Origin of the sequence: Massilia luteola (assembly GCF_034420155.1) — a bacterium.
Lineage (GTDB): Bacteria > Pseudomonadota > Gammaproteobacteria > Burkholderiales > Burkholderiaceae_D > Telluria > Telluria luteola.
The window spans coordinates 1-7,339 of record NZ_JAXOFN010000063.1 but is presented as its reverse complement, the minus strand read 5'-3'; the positions used below and the strand labels follow the sequence as shown (position 1 = coordinate 7,339).

The window sequence follows — 7,339 nt, the reverse complement described above, 5'->3', positions numbered from 1 at the left end:
TTTCGAACACGTTGCGCGGCTCGCCGCGGCCCGGGAAGCGCGCGAAGCGGGTGCCGCCCGTGCCCACGCCCCAGCTGGGCACGGCCACGGCGAAGCGCTGCGCGAGCGCCGTCAGTTCTTCGATATCGCGGCCGCGGCGCGCCAGCATGCCTTTCAGCGCGTCGTAGTCGGCCTGCAGCTGTGCGGCCGCGCTGGCATTCTGTTCGGCCACCAGGCCGGCGTCGATAATCTCTTTCATGTTCCCTGTCTCCTTGACAGCGAAGCCGCCACCATGCGGGCTTCGCTGCGTCTTGCTGCGTAATGGTTTATCGCGGTCAGCGCGTGAATGCCGCCGCGTTGCCGGCGTCGACGTTCAGGATGTTGCCGGTGCTCTTGCCCGATTTTTCGCTGGCGAAGAAGTACACGGCTTCGGCGATGTCTTCGGGAAGGACGCTGCGTTTGAGCATGCTGCGCTTGCGGTAGAACTCTTCGACGTCGTCGGCTTCGATCTTGTTCGACGCCGCGCGCTCTTCCTTCCACTTGCCGTCCCAGATGCGCGAACCGCGGATGACGGCGTCCGGATTGACGACGTTGACGCGGATGCCATGCTCGGCGCCTTCCAGCGCGATACAACGCGCCAGGTGCAGTTCAGCCGCCTTCGCCGTGCAGTAGGCCGATGCGCCGGCCGACGCGACGAGACCGTTCTTGCTGCCGACGAAGATCATGCTGCCGCCCAGTTTTTGCTGCTTCATGATCTGGAAGGCGTTGCGGCTGACGAGGAAGTAGCCGGTGACGAGGATGTCCTGGTTGCGCTTCCAGACTTCCAGCGAGGTCTCGTCCAGCGGCGCGGCCGAGGCGATGCCCGCGTTCGACACGAGCAGGTCGACGCCACCGAAGCGCAGCGCGGTTGCCGACAGAATGCCGGCGACGTGGTCTTCGTCCGTGATATTGGCTTGCACGGTGCCGACGGTGTCCTTGCCTGCCGCCATGACGAGATCCTGCCGGGCCGACTCCAGCGCGTCAGCGTCGATATCGGTCAGCATCACGCAAGCGCCTTCCCGCAGCAACTGGCGCGCCACGGCCTGGCCGATGCCGCCGGCGCCGCCCGTCACGAGCGCGATGCGGCCCGCGAGGCTCTTCGGCTTGGGCATGCGCTGCAGCTTCGCTTCTTCCAGCAGCCAGTATTCGATGTCGAACGCTTCCTGCTCCGGCAGGCCGACGTATTCGTCGACGCCGTTCGCGCCGCGCATCACGTTGATCGCGTTGACGTAGAACTCGCCGGCGATGCGCGCGGTGGCCTTGTCCTTCGCGAACGACAGCATGCCCACGCCCGGGATCAGGTAGATGATCGGGTTGGCGTCGCGCACCTTCGGCGACGTCGCGCGCTTGCAGCGCTCGTAGTAGGCCGTGTAATCGGCGCGGTAATCGCTCAGGGCCTGGTCGAGACCGTTCACCAGGCGATCGAAGTCGGGCGCGGTCGGGTCGAAGTCGAGCACGAGGGGACGGATCTTGGTGCGCAGGAAATGGTCCGGGCACGAGGTGCCCAGCGCGGCCAGCGGGGCAAGGTCGGCGCTGCCGACGAATTCCAGCACCGCGTCGGAATCGTCGAAGTGGCCCAGCTTGTATTCGTCCTTGCTGATCTTCCCGCGCAGCAGAGGCATCAGGCGCGACGCAATGGCGGCCCGCTCCTGCGACGGCAACGGCGCAAATTTGCGGCCACCGAACACCGGCTGCCTGACGTTCGCCGCGAGCCAGTCCTCGGCGCGCCTGATGATCGCCACGGTCGTCTCGTAGCACGACCTGGCGGTATCGCCCCAGGTGAACAGGCCATGGCCTTCGAGGATGATGCCCTTCAGCTGCGGCTGTTCCTGCGACAGTTTTTCCAGTTTCAGGCCCAGGTCGTAGCCCGGACGCTGCCACGGCAGCCAGCCCAGTTCACCTTCGAAGATCTTCTCGGTCAGCGCGCGGCTGTTCTTGCAGGCGGCGATCGCGATCACCGAGTCCGGGTGCATGTGGTCGACGTGCTTGCGGTCGATGTAGGCGTGCAGCGGGGTGTCGATCGATGCGGCGCGCGGGTTCAGGTCGAACGTGCAGTGCGGCAGGTAGCCGACCATCTCGTCCTCGAGATCCAGGCCGCGGTAGCGGGCTTTCAGCGCCTGCAGCTTGTCCATGTACAGGGTCGAAAAGCCGTCCAGCTTGATCGAACCCAGGTCGCCGCCCGACCCTTTCACCCACAACACTTCGACCTGCGCGCCGCTGAGCGGATCGGTCATCGCGATCTTGGCCGACGTGTTGCCGCCGCCGAAATTCGTGATGCGCAGGTCGGAACCGAGCAGGTTCGAACGGTACAACAACAATTCCGGTTCGCTCAGGGTGGCGGCGTGCTGGTCGTCCCAGCGCGACGTGATCGGTTCCTTCTGCTTCGCTTCGCTCATCGTGCCCATCAAAAAGGTCTCCATACGGTTAATCGCTATCGCGCGACAGCGTTCATGTCTCATCCACAACCACGGACTCATTGACCTCCGCGGCATCTAAAACTAGTAAAAGACAGAGCGCTAACCGCTGTCAACGGGCCGGCGGCCGGATTTGGCGCCAATCAGCGAATAATCACCGGATTGATTCGATTGATCGCAGCTGAGCGACAAGCGTGAGAAATAATCATTTGGTTGATTCGCTTTGCGATTGACCATGCGTACATGACTCACTAATCTCTCTCGCACAAATCAGGCCGAACACAAGAACAACGGCCGATGGAGGAGACGATCATGGTGAATCACAAGCGCCGCAAACGCCTGTTGAAACTGCTCGCCGAGCACCAGGCGGCAACAGTCCAGCAGCTGGTGGAATGGCTCAATGCCTCGCCTGCCACTGTCCGCCGCGACATCAATTGGCTCTCGGACCGGAAGCTGCTCGCACGCACGCGGGGCGGGGCAAGGAATCTCGAGCAGAAGAGCCGACAGCACCCGCTGGCGAGCGAGACGTTCGACAACAACATCCAGTGCTTCGCATCGCGCAAGCGGGCCATCGCACGTCATGCGGCGTCGGTGTGCTCGGATGAAGAAACAATCATCATCAACGGCGGCACGACGACGTTCATGATGACCGAATTCCTCACCGACAAACACCTGAAGATCCTGACCAATTCGTTCCTGATGGCGGAACGCCTGCTGGTGTCGAGCCGGAGCGAAATCATCGTGCCCGGCGGCACGATCTATCGTGAACAGAACGTCATTCTCTCGCCGTTCGACAACGACATCACGCAGCACCATTACGCAAGCAAGATGTTCATGAGCGTACATGGCCTGTCGCTGCTGGGTCTGATGGAAGCCGATCCTGTCCTGATCCAGGCCGAGAAGCGGCTGATCAGCCAGACCGAAGAACTGGTCGTATTGGCCGACAGCTCGAAGTTCGCACGCCGGGCCGGCCTCATCCTGTGCGGCCTCGACCGGGTTTCGACGGTGATCACCGATACGGATGTGTCGGACAAAGCGATTCAGATGCTCGAACAGCATGGCATCAACGTCATCGCCGTACCGCCCGACCAGCCGGACGCATATGGATCGGAGCACGACAGCGACGCGCTGTCTTTCGATGGCCAATACGGCTTGAATACCCCAAACATGTTCCACATGGAGACGTTCAATTGAAGATCCAGAAATTCTTGCTCACGGCAGTCGCCTGCGGCATCCTCGCCGGCCTTGGCGGATGTCAGAAAAAGCCCGAAAAGATCCGCATCGCGATGGTCGTGAAAAACCTCGGCAACGGCTTTTTCAACGCAGCCCACATCGGCGCCGACGAAGCGGCCAAGCAGCTCGGGGACGTGGAAGTGATCTATACCGGTCCGACCACGCCCAGCGCCGAAGGCCAGATCGAGATCATCAACTCGCTGATCAGCCAGAAGGTCGACGCCATCGTCATCTCCGCCAACGATCCGAACGCGCTGGTGCCGATCGCGAAGAAGGCGATGCAGCGCGGGATCAAGGTGGTCTCGTTCGACAGCGGCATCGCGCCCGAAGGCCGGCAGATGCAGCTGAACCCGTCGAACGCTGAACTGATCGGCGAAAAGCAGATCCAGATGGCGGCCGACGAAATCAAGGGCGAGGGCGAGATCGCGATCCTGTCCGCGTCGGCGCAGGCGACGAACCAGAACATCTGGATCGACGTGATGAAGAAGGTCCTGCAAAAGCCGGAGTACGCGAAGATCAAGCTGGTGGCCACCGTGTACGGCGACGACCAGTCCGACAAGAGCTACCGCGAGGCGATCGGCCTGCTGCGCAGCCATCCGAACCTCAAGGCGATCATCGCCCCGACGACGGTGGGCATCGTCGCCGCGAGCAAGGCCGTCTCCGACGAGAACCTCGTCGGCAAGGTGTACGTGACGGGCCTCGGCCTGCCGTCCGAGATGGCCGGCCACGTGAAGAGCGGCGCCGTGAAGGAGTTCGCGATCTGGAACCCGATCGACCTGGGTTACGCGGCCACGTACGCGGCCGACCAGTTCGTGAAGGGCAAGGCCGAGGCGAAACCGGGCGCCAGCGTGTCGGTGGGCCGCCTGGGCAGCGTGACGCTCGACGCCAACCGCGAAGCCGCGCTCGGGCCGCCGTACACGTACGACGCGACGAACGTCGACAAGTTCGCGAAGTTGTTCTGAGCCGTACCCCAAGGCCGTCGTTCCCGCGCAGGCGGGAACCCAAGTTTGCCGGCGGATCGCAAGCCGACATTGGATCCCCGCCTGCGCGGGGACGACGGCTCATGCATCGCATCCAGAAACCTGTTCGCTCTAACGTATGCCAGCCACCCAAACCACAAGCCCGCAAACGCACGCCACCCCGGTCCTGCAACTGACCGGCATCAGCAAGCGCTTCAACGGCATCCACGCCCTGAACGGCGTGAACATCACGATCCGCGCCGGCGAATGCATGGCCCTGGTCGGCGAGAACGGCGCCGGCAAGTCCACGCTCGTGAAGACCCTCACCGGCATCTACCGCCCGGACGCCGGCACCATGGCGCTGGACGGCCGTCCCGTGTCGTTCGCGAGCCCGCAGGAAGCGATGGCCGCCGGGATCACGGCCGTGCACCAGGAAACCGTCATGTTCGACGAACTGTCGGTCGCCGAGAATATCTACGTCGGCCGCCAGCCCGTGCGGGCGGGACGCATCGACTGGGCCCGCATCGAGCGCGAGGCCGAAGCCCTGTTCGCGCGCCTGGAAGTCGCGCTGCCCGTGAAGGCGCGCGTGAAAGACCTGTCGGTCGCGCAGCGCCATTTCGTCGAGATCGCGCGCGCCCTCGCCCAGGATGCCCGCGTCGTCATCATGGACGAACCGACGGCCGCGCTGTCGCAGCGCGAGATCCGCGAACTGTATCGCATCATCGAACAACTGAAGGCCGCCGGCACCGCCGTCATCTTCATCTCGCACAAATTCGACGAGATCTTCGAAGTGGCAGACAGCTACACGGTGCTGCGCGACGGCCAGTTCGTGGCCGAGGGCCGCCTGGCCGACATCACCGAACAGGAACTGGTCGCGCTGATGGTCGGGCGCGCCGTGCACCAGGCGTACCCGAAGCTCGAAGCCGAGATCGGCGCACCGCTGCTCGTCGTGCAGAACCTGTCGCATCCCACCGAATTCGACGACGTCAGTTTCACGCTGCGGCGCGGCGAGATCCTCGGCTTCTACGGCCTCGTGGGCGCCGGCCGGTCGGAAGTGATGCAGGCCCTGTTCGGCCTGACGCCGGACGTGCGCGGCGACGTCACGCTGGACGGCAAGCCCGTGACGGCGCGCTCCCCGGCCGACGCGATCCGCCTCGGCATCGCCTACGTGCCGGAAGACCGCCAGCACCATGGCGCGCACCTGACCATGCCGATCCAGCACAACATCACGCTGCCGATCCTGTCGCGCATCGGCTTCTTCCTGCGCGGCCACGGCAAGCAAGAGACCGCGATCGCGCGCCACTTCGCCGAGCAGCTGGAACTGAAGGCCAGCCACCTCACCCAGCACGTGGCCGAACTCTCGGGCGGCAACCAGCAGAAGGTCGTCCTCGGCAAATGGCTCGCCACCGACCCGAAAGTGATCATCCTCGACGAACCGACGAAGGGCATCGACATCGGCTCGAAGGCGGCCGTGCACCGTTTCATCGGCCAGCTCGTGGCGCGCGGCCTGTCGGTGATCCTCGTGTCGTCCGAACTGCCGGAAGTGCTGGGCATGGCCGACCGCATCGTCGTCATGCACCACGGCCGCGTGCAGCGCGAATTCCTGCGCGCCGAGGCGACGCCGGAATCGGTGGTCGCCGCCGCATCGGGCCTGGCCCTGGACAACACGCGCGCAACGGAGGCCGCATGAATCTTCTGAAACAACGCGAACCGCTGCTGGCGGCGATGGTCGTGCTGCTCGTCGTGGCCGTCGGCCTGAAGGAACCTGCATTCCTTTCCGCCGACTCGCTGGCCAACGTCGTCACCGACAGCACGCTGCTCGTGATGCTGGCGCTGACGCAGATGCTCGTCATCGTCACGCGCGGCGTCGACCTGTCGGTCGCGTCGAACCTGGCGCTGTCCGGCATGGTCGCGGCGATGCTCGGCGCCCACTACCCCGGCCTGCCGCTCGCGCTGATCATGCTGGCCGCCGTCGCCGTCGGCCTCGGGCTCGGCCTCGTCAACGGCTGGCTGATCGGCCGGCTGGAACTGCCGCCGATCGTCGTCACGCTCGGCACGATGAGCGTCTACCGCGGCGCCGTGTTCGTGCTGTCGGGCGGCGCATGGGTGTCGGCGCACCAGATGCCGGCCCACTTCATTTCCTTCCCGCTCGACCGCCTCCTGGGCCTGCCGCACCTCGTGTGGATCGCTGCCGCCGCTTTGGCCGCGATGGCCTGGGTGGCCCGCAGCACCCGCTTCGGTCGCGACCTGTACGCCATCGGCAACGCGCCGCAATGCGCGGGCTACATCGGCATCCCCACCCACAAGCGGCTGCTGTGGACGTACGCGCTGTCCGGCGCGGTGGCGGGCCTGTGCGGCTACCTGTGGGTCGCGCGCTATGCCGTCGCCTACACGGAAATCGCCTACGGCTTCGAATTCACCGTGATCGCCGCCTGCGTGATCGGCGGCGTCTCGATCGGCGGCGGCGTCGGCACGGTGCTCGGCGCCACGCTGGGCGCCCTGTTCCTCACCGTGATCGGCAACGCGCTGCCGGTGCTGCAGGTGTCGCCGTTCTGGCAGAGCGCCCTCACGGGCCTCGTCATCCTCGTCGCCGTCCTGATCAACGCCCGCGGCGCCGGCCGCCGCAGCCGCCAGATCCTGCCGCTGCACGGCACCGCCGCCCCAACCCACCGGAGTGCCGCGTGAACCCGACCACCACGATGCAAACTGAAAAAA

The 7,339-nt window shown here is 65.0% G+C and carries 5 protein-coding genes and 1 pseudogene; 4 read left to right on the top strand and 2 right to left on the bottom strand.

The window, feature by feature from the left end; genetic code table 11:
• Positions 1-238, bottom strand: a pseudogene (locus U9J41_RS29055) (sugar isomerase); the annotation flags it as partial.
• 76 nt (positions 239-314) lie between these two features.
• A complete protein-coding gene (locus U9J41_RS29050; RefSeq protein ID WP_322405681.1) occupies positions 315-2,423 on the bottom strand; it encodes a bifunctional rhamnulose-1-phosphate aldolase/short-chain dehydrogenase in 2,109 nt (702 codons plus the stop codon).
• 321 nt (positions 2,424-2,744) lie between these two features.
• On the opposite strand from U9J41_RS29050, the gene U9J41_RS29045 reads away from it, so the two are divergent.
• The 4 genes from U9J41_RS29045 (at position 2,745) to U9J41_RS29030 (ending at position 7,309) form a co-directional block, all read left to right on the top strand.
• Complete coding sequence (locus U9J41_RS29045; RefSeq protein WP_322405679.1) at positions 2,745-3,626, top strand: DeoR/GlpR family DNA-binding transcription regulator; 882 nt, start codon at positions 2,745-2,747, stop codon at positions 3,624-3,626.
• Complete coding sequence (gene rhaS / locus U9J41_RS29040; RefSeq protein ID WP_322405677.1) at positions 3,623-4,627, top strand: rhamnose ABC transporter substrate-binding protein; 1,005 nt, start codon at positions 3,623-3,625, stop codon at positions 4,625-4,627. The genes U9J41_RS29045 and rhaS overlap by 4 nt, the downstream gene beginning before the upstream one ends.
• A gap of 136 nt (positions 4,628-4,763) precedes the next feature.
• The gene (locus tag U9J41_RS29035) at positions 4,764-6,314 is read left to right on the top strand and encodes a sugar ABC transporter ATP-binding protein (RefSeq protein ID WP_322405672.1); all 1,551 of its coding nucleotides are present in this window, start codon (positions 4,764-4,766) and stop codon (positions 6,312-6,314) included.
• Complete coding sequence (locus tag U9J41_RS29030; protein ID WP_322405673.1) at positions 6,311-7,309, top strand: ABC transporter permease; 999 nt, start codon at positions 6,311-6,313, stop codon at positions 7,307-7,309. Before U9J41_RS29035 ends, U9J41_RS29030 begins: the two co-directional genes overlap by 4 nt.
• Positions 7,310-7,339: the final 30 nt, after the last annotated feature.